The sequence below is a fragment of the Halomonas garicola genome, assembly GCF_031935715.1.
Lineage (GTDB): Bacteria > Pseudomonadota > Gammaproteobacteria > Pseudomonadales > Halomonadaceae > Vreelandella > Vreelandella garicola.
The window spans coordinates 17,113-38,441 of record NZ_JASSZF010000019.1 but is presented as its reverse complement, the minus strand read 5'-3'; the positions used below and the strand labels follow the sequence as shown (position 1 = coordinate 38,441).

The 21,329-nt window shown below is 60.8% G+C and carries 31 protein-coding genes; all 31 read left to right on the top strand.

What is annotated here, in order from left to right:
• Positions 1–9: 9 nt before the first annotated feature.
• The 31 genes from rpoC (at position 10) to rpsD (ending at position 21,252) form a co-directional block, all read left to right on the top strand.
• Complete coding sequence (gene rpoC / locus RS027_RS08530) at positions 10–4,224, top strand: DNA-directed RNA polymerase subunit beta' (RefSeq protein ID WP_311956083.1); 4,215 nt, start codon at positions 10–12, stop codon at positions 4,222–4,224.
• 156 nt (positions 4,225–4,380) lie between these two features.
• Positions 4,381–4,755, top strand: coding sequence for a 30S ribosomal protein S12 (rpsL, locus tag RS027_RS08525; protein WP_311956080.1), 375 nt, complete (start codon positions 4,381–4,383; stop codon positions 4,753–4,755).
• A 162-nt stretch (positions 4,756–4,917) separates the two neighbouring features.
• Positions 4,918–5,388, top strand: coding sequence for a 30S ribosomal protein S7 (rpsG, locus tag RS027_RS08520; RefSeq protein ID WP_311884218.1), 471 nt, complete (start codon positions 4,918–4,920; stop codon positions 5,386–5,388).
• Between the two features lie 135 nt (positions 5,389–5,523).
• Positions 5,524–7,647 carry an elongation factor G gene (fusA, locus tag RS027_RS08515; protein ID WP_311956077.1) on the top strand — a complete coding sequence of 708 codons (2,124 nt, stop codon included), beginning with the start codon at positions 5,524–5,526 and terminating at the stop codon, positions 7,645–7,647.
• Between the two features lie 29 nt (positions 7,648–7,676).
• On the top strand, positions 7,677–8,870 hold the full coding sequence (gene tuf / locus RS027_RS08510; protein ID WP_311956074.1) for an elongation factor Tu: 1,194 nt from the start codon (positions 7,677–7,679) through the stop codon (positions 8,868–8,870).
• 157 nt (positions 8,871–9,027) lie between these two features.
• A complete protein-coding gene (rpsJ, locus tag RS027_RS08505; RefSeq protein ID WP_311884221.1) occupies positions 9,028–9,339 on the top strand; it encodes a 30S ribosomal protein S10 in 312 nt (103 codons plus the stop codon).
• Between the two features lie 159 nt (positions 9,340–9,498).
• Entirely contained in the window at positions 9,499–10,137 is a 639-nt protein-coding gene (gene rplC, locus RS027_RS08500; protein WP_311956070.1) for a 50S ribosomal protein L3, read from the top strand.
• Between the two features lie 14 nt (positions 10,138–10,151).
• Positions 10,152–10,757, top strand: coding sequence for a 50S ribosomal protein L4 (gene rplD / locus RS027_RS08495; RefSeq protein ID WP_311956067.1), 606 nt, complete (start codon positions 10,152–10,154; stop codon positions 10,755–10,757).
• On the top strand, positions 10,754–11,050 hold the full coding sequence (gene rplW / locus RS027_RS08490; RefSeq protein ID WP_311956065.1) for a 50S ribosomal protein L23: 297 nt from the start codon (positions 10,754–10,756) through the stop codon (positions 11,048–11,050). Before rplD ends, rplW begins: the two co-directional genes overlap by 4 nt.
• Before the next feature lie 17 nt (positions 11,051–11,067).
• Positions 11,068–11,895, top strand: coding sequence for a 50S ribosomal protein L2 (gene rplB / locus RS027_RS08485; RefSeq protein WP_311956062.1), 828 nt, complete (start codon positions 11,068–11,070; stop codon positions 11,893–11,895).
• Between the two features lie 22 nt (positions 11,896–11,917).
• Positions 11,918–12,193 carry a 30S ribosomal protein S19 gene (gene rpsS, locus RS027_RS08480; protein ID WP_079552756.1) on the top strand — a complete coding sequence of 92 codons (276 nt, stop codon included), beginning with the start codon at positions 11,918–11,920 and terminating at the stop codon, positions 12,191–12,193.
• 17 nt (positions 12,194–12,210) lie between these two features.
• A complete protein-coding gene (gene rplV / locus RS027_RS08475) occupies positions 12,211–12,543 on the top strand; it encodes a 50S ribosomal protein L22 (RefSeq protein WP_311956058.1) in 333 nt (110 codons plus the stop codon).
• Between the two features lie 11 nt (positions 12,544–12,554).
• Positions 12,555–13,253 carry a 30S ribosomal protein S3 gene (rpsC, locus tag RS027_RS08470; RefSeq protein WP_311956055.1) on the top strand — a complete coding sequence of 233 codons (699 nt, stop codon included), beginning with the start codon at positions 12,555–12,557 and terminating at the stop codon, positions 13,251–13,253.
• 15 nt (positions 13,254–13,268) lie between these two features.
• Positions 13,269–13,682 carry a 50S ribosomal protein L16 gene (rplP, locus tag RS027_RS08465; protein WP_311956053.1) on the top strand — a complete coding sequence of 138 codons (414 nt, stop codon included), beginning with the start codon at positions 13,269–13,271 and terminating at the stop codon, positions 13,680–13,682.
• On the top strand, positions 13,682–13,873 hold the full coding sequence (gene rpmC, locus RS027_RS08460) for a 50S ribosomal protein L29 (protein WP_311884236.1): 192 nt from the start codon (positions 13,682–13,684) through the stop codon (positions 13,871–13,873). The genes rplP and rpmC overlap by 1 nt, the downstream gene beginning before the upstream one ends.
• A gap of 1 nt (position 13,874) precedes the next feature.
• Positions 13,875–14,135: a 30S ribosomal protein S17 gene (rpsQ, locus tag RS027_RS08455; RefSeq protein ID WP_311956123.1), complete on the top strand. Its 261-nt coding sequence runs from the start codon at positions 13,875–13,877 to the stop codon at positions 14,133–14,135.
• Between the two features lie 50 nt (positions 14,136–14,185).
• Complete coding sequence (gene rplN, locus RS027_RS08450; RefSeq protein ID WP_311956049.1) at positions 14,186–14,557, top strand: 50S ribosomal protein L14; 372 nt, start codon at positions 14,186–14,188, stop codon at positions 14,555–14,557.
• 14 nt (positions 14,558–14,571) lie between these two features.
• Complete coding sequence (gene rplX / locus RS027_RS08445; RefSeq protein WP_311956045.1) at positions 14,572–14,886, top strand: 50S ribosomal protein L24; 315 nt, start codon at positions 14,572–14,574, stop codon at positions 14,884–14,886.
• Between the two features lie 18 nt (positions 14,887–14,904).
• Positions 14,905–15,444, top strand: coding sequence for a 50S ribosomal protein L5 (gene rplE, locus RS027_RS08440; protein WP_311956043.1), 540 nt, complete (start codon positions 14,905–14,907; stop codon positions 15,442–15,444).
• A 10-nt stretch (positions 15,445–15,454) separates the two neighbouring features.
• The gene (gene rpsN, locus RS027_RS08435; RefSeq protein WP_311956040.1) at positions 15,455–15,760 is read left to right on the top strand and encodes a 30S ribosomal protein S14; all 306 of its coding nucleotides are present in this window, start codon (positions 15,455–15,457) and stop codon (positions 15,758–15,760) included.
• 33 nt (positions 15,761–15,793) lie between these two features.
• The gene (gene rpsH / locus RS027_RS08430) at positions 15,794–16,186 is read left to right on the top strand and encodes a 30S ribosomal protein S8 (protein ID WP_311956037.1); all 393 of its coding nucleotides are present in this window, start codon (positions 15,794–15,796) and stop codon (positions 16,184–16,186) included.
• Between the two features lie 9 nt (positions 16,187–16,195).
• Entirely contained in the window at positions 16,196–16,726 is a 531-nt protein-coding gene (gene rplF, locus RS027_RS08425) for a 50S ribosomal protein L6 (RefSeq protein ID WP_311956035.1), read from the top strand.
• Between the two features lie 9 nt (positions 16,727–16,735).
• Positions 16,736–17,086: a 50S ribosomal protein L18 gene (gene rplR, locus RS027_RS08420; RefSeq protein WP_311956032.1), complete on the top strand. Its 351-nt coding sequence runs from the start codon at positions 16,736–16,738 to the stop codon at positions 17,084–17,086.
• An 11-nt stretch (positions 17,087–17,097) separates the two neighbouring features.
• Complete coding sequence (rpsE, locus tag RS027_RS08415; RefSeq protein ID WP_311956028.1) at positions 17,098–17,598, top strand: 30S ribosomal protein S5; 501 nt, start codon at positions 17,098–17,100, stop codon at positions 17,596–17,598.
• Between the two features lie 6 nt (positions 17,599–17,604).
• The gene (gene rpmD / locus RS027_RS08410; protein WP_311956026.1) at positions 17,605–17,787 is read left to right on the top strand and encodes a 50S ribosomal protein L30; all 183 of its coding nucleotides are present in this window, start codon (positions 17,605–17,607) and stop codon (positions 17,785–17,787) included.
• A gap of 3 nt (positions 17,788–17,790) precedes the next feature.
• Entirely contained in the window at positions 17,791–18,225 is a 435-nt protein-coding gene (gene rplO / locus RS027_RS08405) for a 50S ribosomal protein L15 (RefSeq protein WP_311956022.1), read from the top strand.
• Positions 18,226–19,557, top strand: a complete 1,332-nt coding sequence (gene secY, locus RS027_RS08400; protein WP_311956016.1) for a preprotein translocase subunit SecY — start codon at positions 18,226–18,228, stop codon at positions 19,555–19,557. It begins immediately after the preceding gene.
• A gap of 31 nt (positions 19,558–19,588) precedes the next feature.
• A complete protein-coding gene (gene rpmJ / locus RS027_RS08395; protein WP_008959154.1) occupies positions 19,589–19,702 on the top strand; it encodes a 50S ribosomal protein L36 in 114 nt (37 codons plus the stop codon).
• A 134-nt stretch (positions 19,703–19,836) separates the two neighbouring features.
• Complete coding sequence (gene rpsM / locus RS027_RS08390) at positions 19,837–20,193, top strand: 30S ribosomal protein S13 (protein ID WP_311956013.1); 357 nt, start codon at positions 19,837–19,839, stop codon at positions 20,191–20,193.
• 39 nt (positions 20,194–20,232) lie between these two features.
• Entirely contained in the window at positions 20,233–20,619 is a 387-nt protein-coding gene (gene rpsK, locus RS027_RS08385) for a 30S ribosomal protein S11 (protein ID WP_311884263.1), read from the top strand.
• 12 nt (positions 20,620–20,631) lie between these two features.
• Entirely contained in the window at positions 20,632–21,252 is a 621-nt protein-coding gene (rpsD, locus tag RS027_RS08380) for a 30S ribosomal protein S4 (protein WP_311956011.1), read from the top strand.
• Positions 21,253–21,329 lie beyond the last annotated feature (77 nt).

The following is a 21,329-nucleotide window of genomic DNA, read 5'->3' as shown; positions in this document are numbered from 1 at the left end:
GAGCCCCCAATGAAAGATTTGGTGAAAGTCCTCAAATCGCAATCACAGTCCGAAGAGTTCGACGCCATCAGGATTACCCTGGCGTCGCCGGACATGATTCGCTCCTGGTCCTTCGGTGAGGTGAAAAAGCCCGAGACCATCAACTACCGCACCTTCAAGCCGGAGCGGGATGGTCTGTTCTGTGCCAAGATTTTCGGCCCGGTGAAGGATTACGAGTGCCTGTGCGGCAAGTACAAGCGCATGAAGCACCGCGGCATCATCTGCGAAAAATGCGGCGTGGAAGTGACCAAGGCCGCCGTGCGCCGGGAGCGCATGGGCCATATCGAGCTTGCCTCGCCGGTGGCGCACATCTGGTTTCTGAAGTCGCTGCCTTCGCGCATCGGTATGTTCCTCGACATGACCCTGCGCGATATCGAGCGGGTGCTGTACTTCGAGTCCTTCGTGGTGATCGACCCGGGCATGACCACGCTCGAGCGCGGCCAGCTGCTCAACGATGAGCAGTACTTCGAGGCGCTCGAGGAGTTCGGCGACGACTTTGACGCCCGCATGGGCGCCGAGGCCGTCCAGGAGCTGCTCAAGGACATCGATCTGGAAGAGGAGATCAACCAGCTGCGCGAAGAGATTCCGCAGACCAACTCCGAAACCAAGATCAAGAAGCTGTCCAAGCGCCTGAAGCTGTTGGAAGCCTTTTACTACTCCGGCAACGCGCCGGCGTGGATGGTCATGGAAGTGCTGCCGGTGCTGCCGCCGGACCTGCGCCCGCTGGTGCCGCTGGACGGCGGCCGCTTTGCGACCTCGGACCTGAACGACCTGTATCGCCGGGTGATCAACCGCAACAACCGCCTGAAGCGGCTGTTGGATCTCAGCGCGCCGGACATCATCGTGCGCAACGAAAAGCGCATGCTCCAGGAAGCGGTGGATGCGCTTTTGGACAACGGCCGCCGCGGCCGGGCGATCACCGGCTCCAACAAGCGCCCGCTGAAGTCGCTCGCCGATATGATCAAGGGCAAGCAGGGGCGTTTCCGCCAGAACCTGCTGGGCAAGCGCGTGGACTACTCCGGCCGCTCGGTGATCACCGTGGGCCCGACCCTGCGCCTGCACCAGTGCGGCCTGCCCAAGAAGATGGCGCTGGAGCTGTTCAAGCCGTTCATCTATTCCAAGCTGCAGTCGCTGGGCTACGCCTCGACGATCAAGGCGGCGAAGAAGATGGTCGAGCGCGAGACGGCGGAAGTGTGGGATATCCTCGCCGACGTCATTCGCGAGCACCCGGTGCTGCTCAACCGCGCGCCGACCCTGCACCGTCTGGGTATCCAGGCGTTCGAGCCGCTGCTCATCGAAGGCAAGGCCATCCAGCTGCACCCGCTGGTGTGTGCCGCCTACAACGCCGACTTTGACGGCGACCAGATGGCCGTTCACGTGCCGCTGACGCTGGAAGCCCAGCTGGAAGCCCGGGCGCTGATGATGGCCACCAACAACGTGCTCTCACCGGCCAACGGCGAGCCGATCATCGTGCCGTCCCAGGACGTGGTGCTGGGGCTTTACTACATGACTCGGGAGCGCATCAACGACCGCGGCGAAGGCATGATCTTCTCCGACCTCAACGAGGTCGAGCGCGCCTTTGGCACCCAGTCGGTGTCGCTCCACGCGCGCATCAAGGTGCGCCTGGACGAAGTCGACGTTGACGAAGAGACCGGCGAGAAATCCACCCATCGGCGCATCGAAGACACCACGGTGGGCCGGGCGCTGCTGTTCCGCATCCTGCCCGAAGGCGTGCCCTTCGAGCTGATCGATCAGCCGATGAAGAAGAAGGCCATCTCCGCGCTGATCAACGAGGTGTATCGCCGTTCGGGCCTCAAGCCCACGGTGATCTTTGCCGACCAGCTGATGTACACCGGCTTTCGCATGGCGACCTGGTCCGGCGCCTCCATCGGCGTCAACGACTTCGTCATCCCCGATGCCAAGGCAGAAATCGTTGCCGGCGCCGAGGACGAGGTCAAGGAGATCGAGGACCAGTTCTCCTCGGGCCTGGTCACCGCCGGCGAGAAGTACAACAAGGTCATCGACATCTGGGCCCGGGCCAACGACCAGGTGGCCAAGGCGATGATGACCGGTATTTCGAAAGAGAACGTCATCGACCGCGAGGGCAACGAGGTCGAGCAGGACTCGTTCAACAGCGTCTTCATCATGGCCGACTCCGGCGCTCGGGGCAGTGCCGCCCAGATCCGCCAGCTGGCGGGCATGCGCGGCCTGATGGCCAAGCCGGACGGCTCGATCATCGAAACGCCGATCATCGCCAACTTCCGTGAAGGTCTGAACGTACTGCAGTACTTCATCTCGACCCACGGCGCGCGTAAAGGTCTTGCCGATACCGCGCTGAAGACCGCCAACTCGGGCTACCTGACCCGTCGTCTGGTGGACGTCGCCCAGGATCTGGTGATCACCGAGGCCGACTGCGACACCGAAAACGGCATGACCCTGCACCCGATCATCGAGGGCGGTGACATTATCGTGCCGCTGTCCCAGCGCGTGCTGGGCCGCGTGGTGGCGCGCGACGTAGTAGATCCGCGCACCGAAGAGGTGCTGATCCCGCGCAACACCCTGCTCGATGAAGCCTGGTGTGCCGCGCTTGAAACCATGGGCGTGGATGAAGTCATCGTGCGCTCGACCATCACCTGCGACACCAACCACGGCGTGTGCTCGGCGTGCTACGGTCGCGATCTGGCCCGGGGCCATCAGGTCAACGTCGGCGAGTCGGTCGGCGTCATCGCCGCGCAGTCCATCGGCGAGCCGGGTACCCAGCTGACCATGCGGACCTTCCACATCGGCGGCGCGGCCTCAAGGGCCTCGGCCATCGATAGCGTCCAGGTCAAGCACGGCGGCAGCGTGCGGCTGCACAACATCAAGCACGTGGAGCGCGCTGACGGCAAGCTGGTAGTCGTATCGCGCTCCAGCGCCCTGGCCGTCGCCGACGATCACGGCCGCGAGCGCGAGTACTACAAGCTGCCTTACGGTGCGGTGCTCGACGTGCGCGACGGCGATGAAGTCGCGCCCGGTCAGGCGGTGGCCAAGTGGGACCCGCACACCCACCCGATCGTCGCCGAAATGGAAGGCCAGGCGCAGTTCGTCGACCTCGACGAAGGCGTCACCATGCATCGCACGGTGGACGAGATGACCGGCCTGTCCTCCATCGAGGTCATCGAGTCGGCGTCGCGCCCCATGTCCGGCCGCGACAAGCGTCCGATGATCATGCTCAAGGACGAAGCCGGCGAGTACGTCGCCATTGCCGGTTCCAACACGCCGGTACAGTACCCGCTGCCGGGCAAGGCGGTTATCTCCGCCGATGACGGCGCGCATATCGGCGTTGGCGAGGTGGTCGCGCGTATTCCGGTGGAGGCGTCGGGCAACAAGGACATCACCGGCGGTCTGCCCCGGGTGGCCGACCTGTTCGAGGCGCGCAAGCCCAAGGAATCGGCGATTCTCGCCGAGATCAGCGGCATGGTCAGCTTCGGCAAGGAAACCAAGGGCAAGCGCCGCCTGGCGATCACCCCGGAAGACGGCGATCCGTTCGAGATGCTGATCCACAAGTGGCGCCAGATCGCGGTGTTCGAGGGCGAAACCGTCCAGAAGGGCGAGGTGATTTCCGACGGTCCAAGCAACCCCCACGACATCCTGCGGCTGCTGGGCGTGGCGGAGCTGGCCAAGTACATCACCGCCGAGGTGCAGGACGTCTACCGCCTCCAGGGCGTGGGCATCAACGACAAGCACATCGAAGTGATCGTGCGTCAGATGCTGCGCAAGGTGGAGATTACCGACGCCGGCGACTCGGACTTCATCACCGGCGACCAGGCCGAACTGGTGCGCGTGTTGGAACAAAACGCCCGTCTTGAGCAGGAAGGCAAGTTCCCGGCCAAGTACCAGCGCCTGCTGCTGGGTATTACCAAGGCGAGCCTTGCCACCGAGTCGTTCATCTCGGCGGCGTCGTTCCAGGAAACGACCCGCGTGCTGACCGAAGCGGCGGTAACCGGCAAGCGCGACTACCTGCGCGGCCTGAAGGAAAACGTGGTGGTGGGCCGCTTGATCCCCGCCGGTACCGGGCTTACCCACCACGCCGAGCGCCGTCGCCAGCGCGACAGCGACGAGCGGTTGGCCAAGCCCTCGGCAACGGATGTCGAGCAGGAGCTTGGCGCCCAGCTGACCGCGCTGGACGACGACGAAGAGCTCTAGCAAGACGCCGGGCCGGCGCGGCGCCGGCGGGCAAAAAGCCCGCAGCGCTTGACGCCGCGCCGGCCCGGCCATTAGAATGCGCAGCCTTTAACAGTGGGGCGGGTACGTCCGAATCCGCTGTTAAAGCCAGGCAACCATTGGAGTCAGCTACTTACTATGGCAACGATTAATCAGCTAGTGCGCAAGCCGCGCAAGCGCCCCGTCACCAAAAATGACGTGCCGGCGCTGCAGGCCTGCCCGCAAAAGCGTGGCGTATGCACCCGCGTCTACACCACCACCCCGAAAAAGCCCAACTCGGCCCTGCGTAAGGTATGCCGCGTGCGCCTGACCAACGGCTTCGAAGTGGCGTCCTACATCGGCGGTGAAGGTCACAACCTCCAGGAACACTCCGTGGTTCTGATCCGCGGCGGCCGCGTCAAGGACCTGCCGGGTGTGCGTTACCACACCGTACGCGGCGCGCTTGACACCTCCGGCGTGCAGAACCGTCGTCAGGGCCGTTCCAAGTACGGCACCAAGCGTCCGAAGTCCTGATCGTTTTGGACTCGGTCGTTGGGCAGCGGCGCTAGCGTTAGCGCACGCGCTGCCAGATAACACATATTCAGAAACGGTCTGATAAGAGTAAGGTCGGGCGGTGCCGGCAGTCGCGGCGCGAGTCCCGGGTTTACCTGAAGGATCCTTGATAGAGGGCTTATCATGCCTAGAAGGAAGATTGTAGCGAAGCGCGAGATCCTGCCGGATCCGAAGTTCAAGAGTGAACGTCTGGCAAAGTTCATGAACCACCTGATGATCAGCGGCAAAAAGTCCGTAGCTGAGCGTATCGTCTATGGTGCGTTGGACAAGGTTGCCGATCGTAATAAGGAAGAGCCGCTGGAGACCTTCGAGAAGGCGCTGGAAGCCATCCAGCCCATGGTCGAGGTCAAGTCGCGCCGCGTTGGCGGTGCGACCTATCAGGTGCCGGTAGAGGTTCGCCCGTCACGCCGTAGCGCGCTGGCCATGCGTTGGCTGGCCGACGCGGCGCGTCGTCGCGGTGAGAAAACCATGGTTCAGCGTCTGGCCGGCGAGATCCTGGACGCCTCCGAGGGCAAGGGCTCCGCCGTGAAGAAGCGGGAAGACGTACATCGCATGGCAGAAGCCAACAAGGCTTTCTCTCACTTCCGCTTCTGATAGCGGCGCTGAGCGGAACATGCCGGTTTCGCGTTTTGAGGGCCCGCGCCGCTGCCTTTCCGGCAGCGGCGATAAGTGCCTTTAGGCGTCGCTAGCTGGATCAACGAGCATTGCCAACAAACGGGAGTTACCACCGTGGCACGCAAGACTCCACTAAATCGCTACCGCAATCTTGGTATCGTCGCCCACGTCGATGCCGGTAAAACCACCACCACCGAGCGCGTGCTGTTTTACACCGGTATCAACCACAAGCTGGGTGAAACACACGAAGGCGCGTCGACGACTGACTGGATGTCCCAGGAGCAGGAGCGGGGTATCACCATTACCTCCGCTGCCGTGACGACATTCTGGAAGGGCATGAGCCACCAGTTCGACGAGCACCGCGTCAACATCATCGACACCCCGGGGCACGTCGACTTCACCATCGAAGTTGAGCGTTCCCTGCGCGTGCTGGACTGCGCGGTCGTCGTGCTGTGCGGCAGCTCCGGCGTTCAGCCGCAGACGGAAACCGTCTGGCGTCAGGCCGACAAGTACGAAGTGCCGCGGCTGGTGTTCGTCAACAAGATGGACCGCACCGGCGCCGACTTCTTCAACGTGGTCGATCAGCTGGGCGATCGCCTGGGCGCCCACGCCGTGCCGATCCAGATCAACTGGGGCACCGAGGAAGACTTCAAGGGCGTCATTGATCTCATCGAGATGAAGGCCATTCTCTGGAGTCAGGACGATTTCGGCGCCTCCTACGAGCTGCTGGACATTCCCGCCGAGCTCCAGGAAGCCGCCGACAAGTACCGCGAGCAGATGGTAGAAGCCGCCGCCGAAGCCTCTGAAGAGCTGATGGACAAGTACCTCGAAGAGGGCGAGCTGTCCAACGCCGAAATCAAGGCCGGCCTGCGCCGTCGTACTCTCGACAACGAGATCGTGCTGGTCACCTGCGGCTCGGCGTTCAAGAACAAGGGCGTTCAGGCCGTGCTCGACGCGGTGATCGAATACCTGCCGTCGCCCACCGAGGTCAAGGCCATCGAAGGTGAGCTTGACGACAAGAACGGCACCATCGACACGCGTGAGGCCGACGACAAGGCACCGTTCTCGGCGCTGGCGTTCAAGATTGCCACCGACCCCTTCGTCGGAACGCTGACGTTCATTCGCGTCTACTCCGGCGTGCTCAATTCCGGCGACAGCGTGTACAACTCGGTTCGCGAGAAGAAAGAGCGTATCGGCCGTCTGGTGCAGATGCACGCCAACTCCCGCGAGGAGATCAAGGAGATCCGCGCCGGTGATATCGCCGCCTGTATCGGCCTTAAGGACGTGACGACCGGTGATACGCTGTGCGATATCAACAACAAGATCATCCTTGAGCGCATGGAGTTCCCTGACCCGGTTATCTCGGTCGCCGTGGAGCCCAAGACCAAGACTGACCAGGAGAAAATGGGCACTGCCCTTGGCAAGCTGGCCCAGGAAGACCCGTCCTTCCAGGTAAAAACCGACGAAGAGACCGGCCAGACCATCATCTCCGGCATGGGTGAGCTGCACCTGGATATCATCGTTGACCGCCTGCGTCGCGAGTTCAAGGTCGATGCCAACATCGGCAAGCCCCAGGTTGCCTACCGCGAAACCATTCGCGGCAGCGTCGAGCAGGAAGGCAAGTTCGTTCGCCAGTCAGGCGGCCGCGGCCAGTACGGCCACGTGGTCATGCGTATCGAGCCCTTGACTTACGAAGAGAAGGGCGAAGGCGACGACGAAATATTTTTCAAGTTCAACTCCGAAATCGTTGGCGGCGTGGTTCCCAAGGAATACGTGCCTGCCGTCGAGAAAGGGGCCTATGAGCAGCTGCAAAACGGCGTTATCGCGGGCTACCCGATGATTGACGTCAAGGTCACGCTGTTTGATGGTTCCTACCACGACGTGGACTCTAACGAGACCGCGTTCAAGATTGCCTCTTCCATGGCAGTCAAAGAAGGTGCCAGAAAGGCCAAGGCCGTGCTGCTGGAACCGGTGATGAAGGTCGAGGTCGTGACCCCCGAGGAATTCATGGGTGACGTCATGGGCGACCTGAACCGTCGTCGCGGTCTGGTGCAGGGCATGGATGACACATCCGCTGGTAAAGTCATCCGCGCCACGGTGCCGCTGGGCGAGATGTTCGGTTACGCAACCGACCTGCGCTCTCAAACCCAGGGCCGTGCAAGCTACTCCATGGAGTTTGCGCAGTACGACGAGGCGCCCTCCAGCATCGTAGAAGCCGTCATCAACCAAAACGGTTAACCGTTAGCTAACGTAAAGAGGTTATAGCAGTGGCTAAGGAAAAATTCGAACGTTCCAAACCGCATATCAACGTCGGTACCATCGGTCACGTCGACCACGGTAAAACCACGCTGACAGCCGCCCTGACTCGCGTTTCCGCCGAAGTATTCGGCGGCGACTGGAGCGAGTTCGCGGCCATCGACAACGCGCCCGAAGAGCGCGAGCGCGGCATCACCATCGCCACGTCGCACGTCGAGTACCAGTCAGAAGACCGTCACTACGCGCACGTTGACTGCCCTGGGCACGCCGACTACGTCAAGAACATGATCACCGGCGCGGCTCAGATGGACGGCGCGATCCTGGTCTGCTCTGCCGCTGACGGCCCCATGCCGCAGACTCGCGAGCACATCCTGCTGTCTCGCCAGGTTGGCGTTCCGTACATCGTTGTGTTCCTCAACAAGGCCGACATGGTCGACGACGAGGAGCTCCTCGAGCTTGTCGAGATGGAAGTTCGCGAGCTGCTCAGCGAGTACGACTTCCCGGGCGACGACACCCCGATCATCACCGGTTCTGCGCTGATGGCGCTGGAAGGCAAGGACGACAACGGCATGGGTACCACCGCCGTTGCCGACCTGATCAAGGCGATGGATGCCTACATCCCCGAGCCCGAGCGCGCCATCGACCAGCCGTTCCTGATGCCGATCGAAGACGTGTTCTCCATCTCCGGTCGCGGCACCGTAGTGACTGGTCGCGTCGAGAGCGGCATCGTCAAGGCCGGTGAAGACGTGGAAATCGTGGGCATCCGCGATACCGCCAAGACCACCGTTACCGGCGTGGAAATGTTCCGCAAGCTGCTCGACGAAGGTCGTGCCGGCGAGAACATCGGCGCGCTGCTGCGCGGCACCAAGCGTGACGATGTCGAGCGCGGCCAGGTACTGGCCAAGACCGGCACCATCAAGCCGCACACCGAGTTTGAAGCCGAAGTCTACGTGCTGTCCAAGGAAGAAGGCGGTCGTCACACGCCGTTCTTCAAGGGCTATCGTCCGCAGTTCTACTTCCGTACCACCGACATCACCGGTACCTGTGAACTGCCGGAAGGCGTCGAAATGGTCATGCCGGGCGACAACGTCAAGATGGTTGTCAGCCTGATTGCCCCGGTTGCCATGGACGACGGTCTGCGCTTTGCGATCCGCGAAGGCGGCCGCACCGTGGGTGCCGGCGTCGTCGCCAAGATCCTCAAGTAAGCAGACCCTTCGCGGGTTCAAGGGGGCTCGCCGAGCCCCCTTTCTTCGCACTGGCGAGAAGTGTTTGACACCTCCCGTCTGCGTGCCTACAATGCGCATCCTTTGAATGCGTGGGTAGACGGCTCGCGCCGTCGACATCCATTGGAGTTTAGGGCAAATGCAGAACCAGAAGATTCGCATTCGGTTGAAAGCGTTCGACCATCGCCTGATTGACCAGTCCACCGCGGAAATCGTTGATACCGCCAAGCGCACTGGTGCTCAGGTTCGCGGTCCCATCCCGCTGCCGACCAATCGCGAGCGCTATACCGTGCTGACCTCGCCGCACGTCAACAAGGACGCGCGCGATCAGCTCGAGATCCGTACGCACAAGCGTGTGCTTGACATTGTCGAGCCGACTGAAAAAACAGTCGATGCGTTGATGAAGCTCGACCTCGCCGCCGGCGTTGACGTGCAGATCAAGCTCGACTAACCACACTAGTCACACGCGGCCCAGCGTTCACCCGGTACTTTTTTTGTGGGGTGATCAGCAGCCGCCGCGCCGTGAGGCGCCATACAATGTGCTAGTGGAATGCTCTGGAAAGGGCAGCCATAGCGGGTGATAGCCCCGTACACTATAGGAGAACTGAGAATGACTATCGGTTTGGTCGGTAAGAAGGCCGGGATGACCCGCGTCTTCACCGAAAGCGGCGCCTCAGTGCCCGTAACCGTTATTGAGGTTGAGCCTAATCGCATCACGCGCGTCAAATCCGTCGAATCCGACGGCTACGCGGCGATTCAGGTCACAACCGGCTCCCGCAAAGCCAAACACCTCACCCGTGCGCAAGCTGGTCAGTTTGCCAAGGCAGGTGTCGAGGCTGGTCGTTCGCTGATGGAGTTTCGCCTGGCAGAAGGCGAGGAAGCTCCGGAAGTCGGCGGCGAACTCACCGTATCCCTCTTCGAAGCTGGTCAGATGATCGACGTGACCGGCACCTCCAAGGGTAAAGGTTTCCAGGGCGGCGTTAAGCGCTGGAACTTCAACACCCAGGACGCCACCCACGGCAACTCGCTGGCTCACCGCGCGCCGGGTTCCATCGGCATGTGCCAGACGCCGGGTCGCGTATTCAAGGGCAAAAAGATGGCCGGTCAGATGGGTAACGCCCGCTGCACCGTACAGAGCCTTGAAGTCGTCCGCATCGATGCCGAGCGCAACCTGCTGCTAATCAAGGGCGCCGTTCCGGGAGCAACCGGCAGCGACGTGATCGTACGCAGTGCCGTGAAAGCTGGCTGAAGAGGATAATACCCATGAATCTGAATCTTGCTGCAGGCGCGGGTACTGTTGAAGTCGCCGACGCCACCTTTGGCAAAGAATTCAACGAAGCGCTGGTTCACCAGGTCGTTACGGCATATCTTGCCGGCGGTCGCCAGGGCACTCGTGCACAGAAGAACCGCTCTGACGTGCGCGGCGGCGGCAAGAAGCCGTGGCGCCAGAAGGGCACCGGTCGCGCTCGCGCCGGTACCATCCGCTCGCCGATCTGGCGTGCCGGCGGCGTCACCTTTGCAGCGCGTCCCCAGGACCACTCGCAGAAGGTCAACCGCAAGATGTACCGCGCGGCGATGCGTTCGATCCTGTCTGAGCTCGTGCGTCAGGAACGTCTGGTCGTGGTGGAAGAGTTCGCCGTGGATGCGCCGAAGACCAAGCAGGTCGCTGCCAAGCTCAAGGAGCTTGAGCTGGACAAGGCGCTGATCGTCACCGAAGAGGTTGATGAAAAGCTCTATCTGGCCGCGCGCAATCTGCCTCACGTTGACGTGGTGGACGTTACCGCCGCTGACCCGGTGAGCCTGGTTGCCTTCGACAAGGTGCTGGTCACCGTCTCCGCCCTGCGTAAATTCGAGGAGAAGCTGGCATGAACCAGGAACGCGTATTCAAGGTTCTGCTCGGACCGCACGTGACCGAAAAGGCCGCGATGGCAGCAGAGCGCAATCAGTACGTTTTCAAGGTGGCGAGCGACGCTACCAAGCCCGAGATCAAAAAAGCCGTCGAAGCGCTGTTCGAAAAGAAAGTGGACGGTGTTCAAGTGCTGAACGTCAAGGGCAAAACCAAGCGTACGGCACACGGCATGGGGCTGCGTAAAGGGTACCGCAAGGCGTATGTAACCCTGGCTGCGGGCGAAACGCTCGAAGACTTCGCTGGCGCCGAATAAGGGCAGGAGTACGGACAATGGCAATCGTCAAGACCAAACCCACATCCTCCGGTCGTCGTCACGTCATCAAGGTCGTGAGCGCCGAGCTGCACAAGGGCCGCGCCTACGCGCCGCTTCTGGAAAAGCAGTCCAAGACCGGCGGTCGTAACAACAACGGTCGTATCACCAGCCGTCACATTGGTGGTGGCCATCGCCATCACTACCGGCTGATCGACTTCAAGCGCACCAAGGATGGCGTTCCCGCCACCGTCGAGCGCATTGAGTACGACCCGAACCGCAGTGCGCACATTGCGCTGCTCAAGTACGCCGATGGTGAGCGTCGCTACATCCTGGCACCGCGCGGCGTCAAAGCCGGCGACGTGCTGGAATCCGGTGTCAACGCCCCCATCCGCAAGGGCAACGCCTTGCCGCTGCGCAACATCCCGCTGGGTTCCACCGTTCACGGTGTCGAGCTCAAGCCGGGCAAGGGCGCGCAGATGGCTCGCAGTGCCGGTACCAGCGCTCAGCTGGTCGCTCGTGAAGGCAACTACGCCACCCTGCGTCTGCGCTCCGGCGAGACGCGCAAGGTGCTGGCCGAGTGCCGCGCTACTCTGGGTCAGGTGAGCAACTCCGAGCACAGCCTGCGTCAACTTGGCAAGGCCGGTGCGAAGCGCTGGAGAGGCAGGCGTTCGGCCGTTCGCGGTGTCGCCATGAACCCGATCGACCACCCGCACGGCGGTGGTGAAGGTCGCTCGAGCGGCGGTCGTCACCCGGTCACTCCGTGGGGCGTGCCGACCAAGGGTTACAAGACCCGCAAGAACAAGCGCACCGACGCACTCATCGTTCGTCGCCGCAAGGCCAAGTAACAGACATTAAGGGGTAACGGCTGTGCCACGTTCACTAAAGAAAGGTCCCTTCATTGACCTTCATCTGTTGAAGAAGGTCGAGACTGCAGCGGAAAAGAACGACCGCAAACCGATCAAGACCTGGTCGCGTCGTTCGATGGTTCTGCCCAACATGGTAGGCCTGACCATTGCAGTTCATAACGGTCGCCAACACGTCCCGGTGCACGTCTCCGAGGAAATGGTCGGCCATAAACTGGGCGAATTTGCTGCCACCCGCCTTTATCGCGGGCACGTGGCGGACAAGAAAGCCAAACGGTAAGCCAGAGAGGATTAGAGATGGAAGTCACAGCTAAGCTGCGTGGCGCTCGGTTATCCGCCCAGAAGGCCCGTTTGGTGGCTGATCAGGTGCGGAACAAACCGGTCGCCGAGGCGCTCGACCTGCTGGCCTTCTCGCCGAAGAAGGCAGCCACGCTGGTCAACAAGGTGCTGCAGTCCGCCATTGCAAACGCGGAAGAAAATAACGGCATGGATATCGACGAGCTGCGTGTCTCGACCATCTGCGTCGATGAGGGCATGACGCTCAAGCGTATCAAGCCGCGTGCCAAGGGCCGCGCGGACCGTATCTTGAAGCGCACCTGCCACATCACCGTCAAGGTAGCCGAGAAGTAGGAGTCGACCAGATGGGTCAGAAAGTCAATCCAATAGGTATGCGGCTGGGCATCGTCAAAGACCATGCTTCTGTCTGGTATGCCGAGCGCGGCGCCTATGCCGATAAGCTCAACAACGATCTCGAAGTGCGCAGCTTCCTGGATGAGCGTTTGAAAAACGCCTCCGTGAGCCACGTGCACATCGAGCGTCCGGCGAACAACGCCCGTATCACCATTCACACGGCCCGCCCGGGCATCGTGATCGGCAAGAAGGGCGAGGACGTTGACCGTCTGCGCCGGGATCTTGCCGAGCTGATGGGCGTACCGGTCCATGTGAACATCGAAGAAGTTCGCAAGCCGGAGCTGGACGCCAAGCTGGTCGCGGCCAACGTCGCCGGTCAGCTCGAGCGCCGGGTGATGTTCCGTCGCGCCATGAAGCGCGCGGTACAGAACTCCATGCGCCTGGGCGCTGGCGGTATCCGCATCCAGCTGTCAGGTCGTCTGGGCGGTGCTGAAATCGCCCGGACCGAATGGTACCGCGAAGGTCGCGTTCCGCTGCACACGCTGCGTGCGGACATCGACTTCGCCACTTACGAAGCTCATACCACCTACGGCATCATCGGTGTCAAAGTGTGGATCTTCAAGGGCGAAATCCTCGGCGGTATCGAGGAAGTGCGTGCCAAGGCCAAGCAGTCGGCCGGCAACGCGCCCAAGAAGAAAGGTTCCAGGTAAGGGGAGAGCGAGTCGATGTTACAACCCAAGCGTTTAAAATTCCGTAAGGTGCAGAAAGGCCGTAACCGTGGTCTGGCGCATCGCGGCAGCCGGATCAGCTTCGGGGAATACGGTTTGAAGTCCACCGGTCGTGGCCGCGTTACCGCGCGCCAGATCGAGGCCGGCCGTCGTGCGATCACGCGTCACGTCAAGCGTGGCGGCAAGATATGGATCCGCGTATTCCCGGACAAGCCGGTTTCCAAAAAGCCGCTCGAAGTTCGTATGGGTAAGGGTAAGGGCTCTGTCGAGTACTGGGTTGCCCAGATCCAGCCGGGTCGGGTGCTCTACGAGATTGAAGGCGTTTCTGAAGAGCTTGCGCGCGAAGCGTTTGAGCTTGCCGCCCAGAAAATGCCCGTATCCACCACCTTTGCGAAACGGACGGTGATGTGATGAAAGTCCAGGAAATCCGTGAAAAATCCGTCGGAGAACTTAAGGACCAGCTTCTTGAGCTCCTCCGCGAGCAGTTTAACCTGCGCATGCAGAAGGCCACCGGCCAGCTGAGCCAGACTCATCTGCTCAAGCAGGTCCGTCGGGATATTGCCCGCGTGAAGACTGTGCTCAACGAGAAGGCAGGTGACTGAGATGGCCGAAGAAAAGAAAACCCGCACGCTTACCGGTACGGTAGTGAGCGACAAGATGGACAAGTCCATCGTTGTGATGATCGAGCGCCGTGAGCGTCACCCGCTTTACGGAAAATACGTCAAGCGCTCCACTAAACTGCACGCCCACGACGAGGCGAACCAGGCCAAGGCCGGCGACACGGTTTCCATCAAGGAATGCCGTCCGCTGTCCAGGAAGAAGTCCTGGGCGCTGATCGAAGTGGTCGAGCAGGCCAAAGGGTAATCCCTGCGGCTGTTCAATCAGTGCAGTCAGATTAGGTTTGGAGAAAACCGATGATTCAGACTCAGACAATGCTGGATGTCGCTGACAACAGCGGAGCGCGCCGGGTGCAGTGCATCAAGGTGCTGGGCGGCTCGCATCGCCGCTACGCCCGCGTTGGTGACATCATCAAGATCTCAGTACGCGAAGCGATTCCGCGCGGCAAGGTCAAGAAAGGCCAGGTCATGAAGGCCGTTGTCGTGCGTACCAAAAGCGGCGTCCGTCGTCCCGACGGTTCGCTGATCCGTTTCGATGGAAATGCGGCGGTTCTGTTGCAAAACGTTAACGAACAGCCGGTCGGCACGCGTATTTTCGGGCCGGTCACTCGTGAGCTGCGTAACGAAAAGTTCATGAAGATCATTTCCTTAGCGCCTGAAGTGCTGTAAGGAGCGAGGCGGATATGCAAAAGATCAAACGTGACGATGAAGTCATCGTCCTCGCCGGAAAGGACAAGGGCAAGCGCGGCACGGTGAAGCGGGTACTCGAAAACCGTTTCGTAGTGTCCGGTGTGAACATGATCAAGCGTCACACCAAGCCAAATCCCATGGCGGGAAATCAGGGCGGTATCGTCGAGCGCGAGGCTCCGATTCACGCGTCCAACGTAGCCATCTTCAATTCGGAGACCGGTAAGGCGGATCGCGTCGGCTTCCAGGTAAAGGAAGACGGTACCAAGGTACGTATCTACAAGTCGACGCAAGCGCAGATCGACGCCTAACGTGAGTCGGGTAGCAAAATGGCGAACTTGAAAGAACGTTATCAAAACGAGGTGGTGGGTCAACTCCAGGAGGAGTTTAGCTACGCCAACGTAATGCAGGTGCCCCGGATCACGAAAGTGACCCTGAACATGGGCATCGGCGACGCGGTCAGCGACAAGAAGCTGATCGACAATGCCATCGGCGACCTGGAAAAGCTTTCCGGGCAAAAGCCGCTGGTAACCAAGGCACGCAAGTCCGTTGCAGGCTTCAAAGTGCGCGAAGGCTGGCCGATCGGTATCAAGGTCACGCTGCGCGCCGAGCGCATGTGGGACTTTCTGGACCGTCTGGTGAACATCGCGATTCCGCGCGTGCGTGATTTCCGTGGTCTCAACCCGAAGTCGTTCGACGGTCGTGGCAACTACTCCATGGGGGTGCGTGAGCAGATCATCTTCCCGGAGATCGAGTATGATAAAATCGATCGCATCCGGGGGATGGACGTCACCATCACCACTACTGCCAACACCGACGAGGAAGGCCGTGCGCTGCTGCGCGCGATGCGCTTCCCGTTCAAGAAATAAGGTTGGGAACATGGCAAAGAAAAGCATGGTAGAGCGCGAGCTCAAGCGCGCCAAGCTGGTCGAAAAGTACGCGGCCAGGCGTGCCGAGCTCAAGGCGATCACCGTTGATGTGAACGCTTCTGACGAAGAGCGCTTCGAGGCGCAGCTCAAGCTGCAGCAACTGCCGCGCGATTCAAGCCCGGTACGCCAGCGTAACCGCTGCCGCGTCACGGGTCGTCCGCACGGTGTTTACCAAAAGTTCGGCCTCGGCCGTAATAAGCTGCGTGAAGCCGCCATGAGTGGCTACGTCCCGGGACTCAAGAAGTCCAGCTGGTAAGGGCCACGTAGAATCATCAGGAGCGCACATTAAATGAGCATGCAAGACACTCTGGCGGATATGTTTACCCGTATCCGCAATGCGCAGATGGCCACCCTGGAGACGGTAAATCTGCCGTCCTCCAAGCTCAAAGTGGAAGTGGCCCGCGTGCTGAAAGAAGAGGGCTACATCGCCGATTACGCGGTGGCTGGCGACAGCAAGCCCGAACTGACCGTTTCCCTCAAGTACTTTGAGGGCAAGCCGGTTATCGACCACATCCAGCGGGCTTCCAAGCCGTCCCTGCGCAGCTACAAGGGCAAGCACAACATGCCCAAGGTGGCCGACGGTCTGGGTATCGCGATCGTCACTACCTCAAGCGGGGTGATGACCGATCGCGCCGCGCGCCAGGCGGGTGTCGGTGGTGAAGTCATCTGCACCGTATTCTAGGAGGCTGGAATGTCCCGCATAGCGAAATATCCGGTTACACTGCCCACCGGCGTCGAGGTTGATATCGACGCCGACCAGCTGACCGCCAAGGGCAGTCTGGGCACGCTTTCCATGGTGGTTCACCCTGACGTGGTGATCGGCCAGGAAGACGGCAAGCTGACCTTCGCTCCGTGCGAGTCGGCTAAAAGCTGGGCGCTGGCCGGCACCACCCGTGCCCTGGTACAAAACCTGGTCACGGGCGTATCCGAGGGCTTTACCAAGACCCTCGAAATTGTTGGCGTCGGTTATCGTGCCCAAGTAAAGGGCCAGACGCTCAATCTTTCACTGGGCTTCTCGCACCCGGTCGACTATGAACTGCCTGAAGGTGTCACGGCGGAAGCGCCCAAGAACACCGTGATCGTGCTGAAAAGCGCGGACAAGCAGAAGCTCGGCCACGCCGCTGCGGAGATCCGCGCCTTCCGTCCGCCCGAGCCGTACAAAGGCAAGGGTGTCCGGTACGCCGACGAGCAGGTGCGTCGCAAAGAAGCCAAGAAGAAGTAAGGCAGGGTTATGAACGCGAAGAAAGAATCCCGTCTCCGTCGTGCCCGCCGCGCTCGTGCCAAGATCCGCGAGCTAGGCGCGTTCCGCCTGTGCGTCAACCGTACTCCGCGCCACATCTATGCGCAGGTTATCTCGCCGGATGGTGGCAAAGTGCTGGCCAGTGCATCTACGCTGGACAAGGCGCTGAGCGAGGGTGCGACCGGCAACGTCGAGGCCGCCACGAAAGTCGGCGCCCTGATTGCCGAGCGCGCAAAGGAAGCAGGCATCACCCAGGTAGCCTTCGATCGTGCCGGTTTCAAGTTTCACGGTCGCGTCAAGGCTTTGGCCGACGCCGCTCGTGAAGGCGGCCTGGAATTCTAAAGGGTTTTACGATGGCGAAGAACGAACAGCAAAACGGTGATCTGCAGGAAAAACTGGTGCAGGTCAACCGTGTCGCCAAGGTGGTCAAGGGGGGCCGTGTGTTCGGCTTTACCGCCCTGACCGTCGTCGGCGATGGCAACGGCCGTATCGGTTTTGGTCGCGGCAAGGCGCGTGAAGTGCCGGTCGCGATCCAGAAAGCGATGGATCAGGCGCGCCGCAACATGGTCAAGGTCCGCCTCGCTGGCCAGACGCTGCAGTACCCGGTGAAAGCCCGTCACGGTGCTTCCAAGGTGTACATGCAGCCGGCCACCGAAGGTACCGGCATCATCGCCGGCGGCGCCATGCGCTCCGTGCTTGAACTTGCCGGCGTCCACGACGTCCTGGCCAAGTGCTACGGCTCCACCAATCCGATCAACGTAGTGCGCGCAACGGTCAACGGCCTTGCGTCCATGCACGCGCCGGAAGACGTGGCGGCCAAGCGCGGCCTGCCAGTCGAAGCGATCACGGGGTAATTCAACATGGCAGCTTTGATTAAAGTTACCCAGGTCCGTAGCACCATCGGCGTGCTGACCAAGCACAAGGCCACGGTTAACGGTCTGGGTCTGCGTCGCATCGGTCACACGGTTGAGCTGGAAGACACCCCCGCCGTTCGCGGCATGATCCACAAGGTCAACTACCTTGTGCGTGTAGAGGGAGAGTAATCCATGAAACTTAACAGCCTGAGCCCCGCAGCGGGTTCCAAGCACGCCGAAAAGCGCGTGGGGCGTGGTATCGGCTCCGGGTTGGGCAAAACCGGCGGCCGCGGCCACAAAGGCCTCAAGTCGCGCAGCGGCGGCAGCGTAACGCCGGGCTTCGAGGGCGGTCAGATGCCCTTGCAGCGCCGTCTGCCGAAGTTCGGCTTTACCTCGGCCAAGTCGCTTGCCTCTGAAGAAGTGCGCCTGACCGAGGTTGGCCGGGTCGCCGGTGACGACGTCACCCTGGAGACCTTAAAGCAGGCCAACGTGCTGAAGAATGCCACGCGCTACGCGAAGATCATTCTTTCCGGCGAACTGAACAAGGCGGTTACCGTCCGCGGACTCAAGGTCACCAAGGGTGCCCGGGCCGCGATCGAAGCCGCCGGCGGCAAGGTAGAGGACTAAATGGCCAAGTCAGGAAACATGCCGGCGATGGGTAGCGGACTGAGTGAACTCTGGGCGCGCTTGCGCTTCGTGCTTCTCGCCATCGTGGTGTACCGTATCGGTGCCCATATCCCCATTCCCGGTATCAATCCTGACCAGCTTGCTGCCTTGTTCAAGGAGCAGCAGGGTACCATCCTTGGCATGTTCAACATGTTTTCGGGTGGTGCGCTGGAGCGCATGAGTGTTCTCGCCCTGGGCATCATGCCCTACATTTCGGCGTCGATCATCATGCAGCTGATGACTGCGGTTTCACCTCACCTTGAGCAGCTCAAGAAGGAAGGTGAAGCCGGCCGCCGCAAGATCAGTCAGTACACCCGCTACGGCACGGTGTTACTGGCCTTCGTCCAGGCCATCGGCATGTCGGTGGGTCTGGCGAGTCAAGGCATTGCCTATAGCGCTGATATCAGCTTTTATTTCACTGCGGTTATCACCTTTGTGGCCGGCGCGACATTCATGATGTGGCTGGGCGAACAGATCACCGAAAAGGGCATCGGCAACGGCATTTCGCTGCTGATTTTCTCGGGGATCGTCGCCGGGCTGCCAAGCGCCGTGGGGCAGGCATTCGAGCTTGCCCGCAACGAAGGGGCATGGAACGTGCTGCCGCTGTTGGCGCTGTCGGCGCTAGGCATTGCCACCGTGGCGTTTGTGGTGTTCATCGAGCGCGGTCAACGCCGCCTCAAGGTGAACTACCCGCGTCGCCAGGTCGGCAACAAGATGTATGCAGGCCAGAGCAGCTACCTGCCGCTGAAAGTGAACATGGCTGGCGTTATCCCGGCGATCTTTGCGTCAAGCATTCTGCTTTTCCCGGCGTCCATCGGCCAGTGGGTCGGTGCCGGCGAGGGCATGGAATGGCTGCAGCGCGCGTCCCAGGCGCTAGGCCCGGGCCAGCCGCTTTACATCTTGCTTTTTGGCCTCGCGGTGGTATTCTTCTGCTTCTTTTACACAGCGCTGGTCTTCAACCCCAAGGACGTGGCTGACAATCTGAAAAAGTCAGGCGCTTTCCTGCCGGGTATTCGCCCCGGCGAGCAGACGGCTCGCTATATCGACAAGGTCATGACGCGTCTGACCCTGTTCGGTGCTTTATATATTACCGCCGTTTCCCTGATGCCCCAGTTCCTCATCGTGGCGTGGAACGTGCCGTTTTTCTTCGGCGGTACCTCGCTTCTGATCGTGGTCGTGGTGATCATGGACTTCATGGCCCAGGTGCAGTCGCACCTCATGTCGCATCAGTATGACTCGGTAATGAAGAAGTCCAACCTGAAAGGCTACGGTAGCGGCGGCATCATGCGCTGAGGCGCGTCGCAGCCGGTTTGGAGAAAGAACGATGAAAGTTCGAGCTTCCGTAAAAAAGATGTGCCGTAACTGCAAGATCATTCGTCGCAACGGCGCCGTGCGCGTCATTTGCAGCGAACCGCGGCACAAGCAGCGCCAGGGGTAATCCCTAGGCTGCATCAAGTGGGTGCCGGCATACCCCTATACGCGTGCCATTGCACGGACGCGTTCAAAGGGGTATGCTGTTGCGCCTTTTAAAGATGAACAACGAGCAAGCCGCTCACATTTCGGAGTAAGCTGATGGCCCGTATTGCAGGCGTCAATATCCCGGACAACAAGCATGCGGCGATCTCGCTGACCTATATCTTCGGGATCGGCCGGACTCGCGCGCAGGACATCTGTACCTCCGCGGGTATCGCGCCGACTGCCAGGATCCAGGAGCTGTCTTCTGAAGAAGTCGACACCCTGCGGTCTGAAGTTGGCAAGTACACCGTAGAAGGCGACCTTCGCCGTGACGTTACGCTTAACATCAAGCGTCTCATGGACCTGGGTTGCTATCGTGGTCTGCGTCATCGTCGCAGTCTTCCGCTGCGTGGTCAGCGGACCAAGACTAACGCGCGTACCCGCAAGGGCCCGCGTAAGCCGATCCGCAAATAATACGCACGTTATGGCGTAAAGACAGGAAGAAACATCAACATGGCTAACCCGCGTACTAATCGCAAGAAGGTTAAAAAGCAGGTAGTGGATGCCGTTGCGCATATCCACGCCTCTTTTAACAACACGATCGTGACGATCACAGACCGCCAGGGCAACGCCCTTTCCTGGGCGACCGCCGGTGGTTCGGGTTTTCGTGGTTCTCGCAAGAGCACCCCGTTCGCTGCTCAAGTAGCAAGTGAACGTGCAGCTAATGCTGCAGCCGAGTATGGTGTGAAAAACGTCGACGTGCTGGTCAAGGGCCCAGGACCCGGCCGTGAATCCGCCGTGCGCGCACTGAATGCCGCCGGCTTCCGCGTGCAAAGCATCACCGACGCGACGCCCATCCCCCACAATGGCTGCCGTCCGCCGAAGAAACGCCGCGTTTAAGGAGACAGATTCATGGCTCGTTATATTGGACCCAAGTGTAAACTGTCTCGTCGTGAGGGTACCGACCTCTTTCTCAAGAGTGGCGTCACCCCCTTCGAGAAGAAGTGTAAATCCGAGCAGATCCCGGGTGTGCACGGCCAGCGCCGTCAGCGTCTTTCCGACTATGGCTTGCAGCTTCGCGAGAAGCAAAAAGTACGTCGCATTTACGGCGTACTCGAAAAGCAGTTCCGCAACTACTACAAGCACGCGGCTCGCCTCAAGGGCGCGACCGGCGAGGTGCTGTTGCAGTTGCTGGAAGCCCGACTGGACAACGTCGTCTACCGCATGGGCTTTGGCTCCACGCGCTCTGAAGCGCGTCAGCTGGTGAGCCACAAGGCGATCGCCGTGAACGGCAAGACCGTCAACATTGCTTCCTACCAGGTGAAGTCTGGCGACGTGGTTTCCGTTCGCGAAAAGGCGAAGAACCAGGCGCGCATCCAGAACGCGCTGGCCATTTCGGCCAACCGCGGCGATGTGGAGTGGATCGAAACCGACGCCAAGAAGATGGAAGGCACTTTCAAGGCTCTGCCTGAACGCGGTGACCTGTCTGCCGACATCAACGAAAACCTGATCGTCGAGCTGTACTCGAAGTAAGCGCGGTGCCTTATTGCACGCGTTCGTTGCCCGGGCCAGCGCCTTGTGCGCTCTGCCCGGGCAGTCGAGTACCACGT

Bases quoted from the DNA above. Each gene is read 5' to 3' on its own strand.
- rpmC (WP_311884236.1), top strand. From the start codon at position 13,682: ATGAAAGTCCAGGAAATCCGTGAAAAATCCGTCGGAGAACTTAAGGAC.
- rpmJ (WP_008959154.1), top strand. From the start codon at position 19,589: ATGAAAGTTCGAGCTTCCGTAAAAAAGATGTGCCGTAACTGCAAGATC.
- rpmD (WP_311956026.1), top strand. From the start codon at position 17,605: ATGGCAGCTTTGATTAAAGTTACCCAGGTCCGTAGCACCATCGGCGTG.
- rpsD (WP_311956011.1), top strand. From the start codon at position 20,632: ATGGCTCGTTATATTGGACCCAAGTGTAAACTGTCTCGTCGTGAGGGT.
- rpsM (WP_311956013.1), top strand. From the start codon at position 19,837: ATGGCCCGTATTGCAGGCGTCAATATCCCGGACAACAAGCATGCGGCG.
- rpsN (WP_311956040.1), top strand. From the start codon at position 15,455: ATGGCAAAGAAAAGCATGGTAGAGCGCGAGCTCAAGCGCGCCAAGCTG.
- rplP (WP_311956053.1), top strand. From the start codon at position 13,269: ATGTTACAACCCAAGCGTTTAAAATTCCGTAAGGTGCAGAAAGGCCGT.
- rplO (WP_311956022.1), top strand. From the start codon at position 17,791: ATGAAACTTAACAGCCTGAGCCCCGCAGCGGGTTCCAAGCACGCCGAA.
- rpsH (WP_311956037.1), top strand. From the start codon at position 15,794: ATGAGCATGCAAGACACTCTGGCGGATATGTTTACCCGTATCCGCAAT.
- rpsJ (WP_311884221.1), top strand. From the start codon at position 9,028: ATGCAGAACCAGAAGATTCGCATTCGGTTGAAAGCGTTCGACCATCGC.
- rplW (WP_311956065.1), top strand. From the start codon at position 10,754: ATGAACCAGGAACGCGTATTCAAGGTTCTGCTCGGACCGCACGTGACC.
- rpsL (WP_311956080.1), top strand. From the start codon at position 4,381: ATGGCAACGATTAATCAGCTAGTGCGCAAGCCGCGCAAGCGCCCCGTC.
- rplF (WP_311956035.1), top strand. From the start codon at position 16,196: ATGTCCCGCATAGCGAAATATCCGGTTACACTGCCCACCGGCGTCGAG.
- rplR (WP_311956032.1), top strand. From the start codon at position 16,736: ATGAACGCGAAGAAAGAATCCCGTCTCCGTCGTGCCCGCCGCGCTCGT.
- rplV (WP_311956058.1), top strand. From the start codon at position 12,211: ATGGAAGTCACAGCTAAGCTGCGTGGCGCTCGGTTATCCGCCCAGAAG.
- secY (WP_311956016.1), top strand. From the start codon at position 18,226: ATGGCCAAGTCAGGAAACATGCCGGCGATGGGTAGCGGACTGAGTGAA.
- rpsC (WP_311956055.1), top strand. From the start codon at position 12,555: ATGGGTCAGAAAGTCAATCCAATAGGTATGCGGCTGGGCATCGTCAAA.
- rplC (WP_311956070.1), top strand. From the start codon at position 9,499: ATGACTATCGGTTTGGTCGGTAAGAAGGCCGGGATGACCCGCGTCTTC.
- rplD (WP_311956067.1), top strand. From the start codon at position 10,152: ATGAATCTGAATCTTGCTGCAGGCGCGGGTACTGTTGAAGTCGCCGAC.
- rpsE (WP_311956028.1), top strand. From the start codon at position 17,098: ATGGCGAAGAACGAACAGCAAAACGGTGATCTGCAGGAAAAACTGGTG.
- rplN (WP_311956049.1), top strand. From the start codon at position 14,186: ATGATTCAGACTCAGACAATGCTGGATGTCGCTGACAACAGCGGAGCG.
- rpsG (WP_311884218.1), top strand. From the start codon at position 4,918: ATGCCTAGAAGGAAGATTGTAGCGAAGCGCGAGATCCTGCCGGATCCG.
- rpoC (WP_311956083.1), top strand. From the start codon at position 10: ATGAAAGATTTGGTGAAAGTCCTCAAATCGCAATCACAGTCCGAAGAG.
- rplX (WP_311956045.1), top strand. From the start codon at position 14,572: ATGCAAAAGATCAAACGTGACGATGAAGTCATCGTCCTCGCCGGAAAG.
- rplE (WP_311956043.1), top strand. From the start codon at position 14,905: ATGGCGAACTTGAAAGAACGTTATCAAAACGAGGTGGTGGGTCAACTC.
- rplB (WP_311956062.1), top strand. From the start codon at position 11,068: ATGGCAATCGTCAAGACCAAACCCACATCCTCCGGTCGTCGTCACGTC.
- rpsQ (WP_311956123.1), top strand. From the start codon at position 13,875: ATGGCCGAAGAAAAGAAAACCCGCACGCTTACCGGTACGGTAGTGAGC.
- rpsK (WP_311884263.1), top strand. From the start codon at position 20,233: ATGGCTAACCCGCGTACTAATCGCAAGAAGGTTAAAAAGCAGGTAGTG.